We start from the raw sequence: 493 nt of genomic DNA on the forward strand, positions 1-493 counted from the left end.
CGACCTAATTCCGTAAATCTGTTAAGGACTGCTACACGTGCATGGATCTCATTCACTTGGCTATCAAAACTCCTTGCACTGAGTTTATCTCCTAATAATTTGATGCAATGCATCTTAGTTTCAACCAAACTTCGACGATGATAGCCTGACCATTTTTTCCATAGTGTCCTGCCTAAACGTTTAATTGTTCGAAGTAATTCATTTCGCTCTAGCGAGCTACTCTTTGTATCTTTCCATGGTTTCGCATTTTTTCTAGGTGGAATCACCGCATGCGCTTGCCGATCTGCAATGACCTGACGGCATTGCTTGGTGTCATAAGCTCCATCGGTATAAACAGAGTTAATCTGCTCATCTTGTGGAATCTGATTAAGTAAATCACCAAGCACCTGTGAATCACTGACATTATTGGTTGTAAGCTGAACTGCTCGTATTTGTAGGGTTTTAGCATCTATACCAATATGAAGTTTACGCCATTGGCGACGATATTCAGGTC

General features: G+C 41.2%; 1 pseudogene. It reads right to left on the reverse strand.

The window, feature by feature from the left end:
* A pseudogene (locus tag MMO38_RS16555) lies at nucleotides 1-493 on the reverse strand (IS5-like element ISAba12 family transposase); the annotation flags it as partial.

It is taken from the genome of Acinetobacter sp. NIPH 1852 (assembly GCF_022549455.1).
Lineage (GTDB): Bacteria > Pseudomonadota > Gammaproteobacteria > Pseudomonadales > Moraxellaceae > Acinetobacter.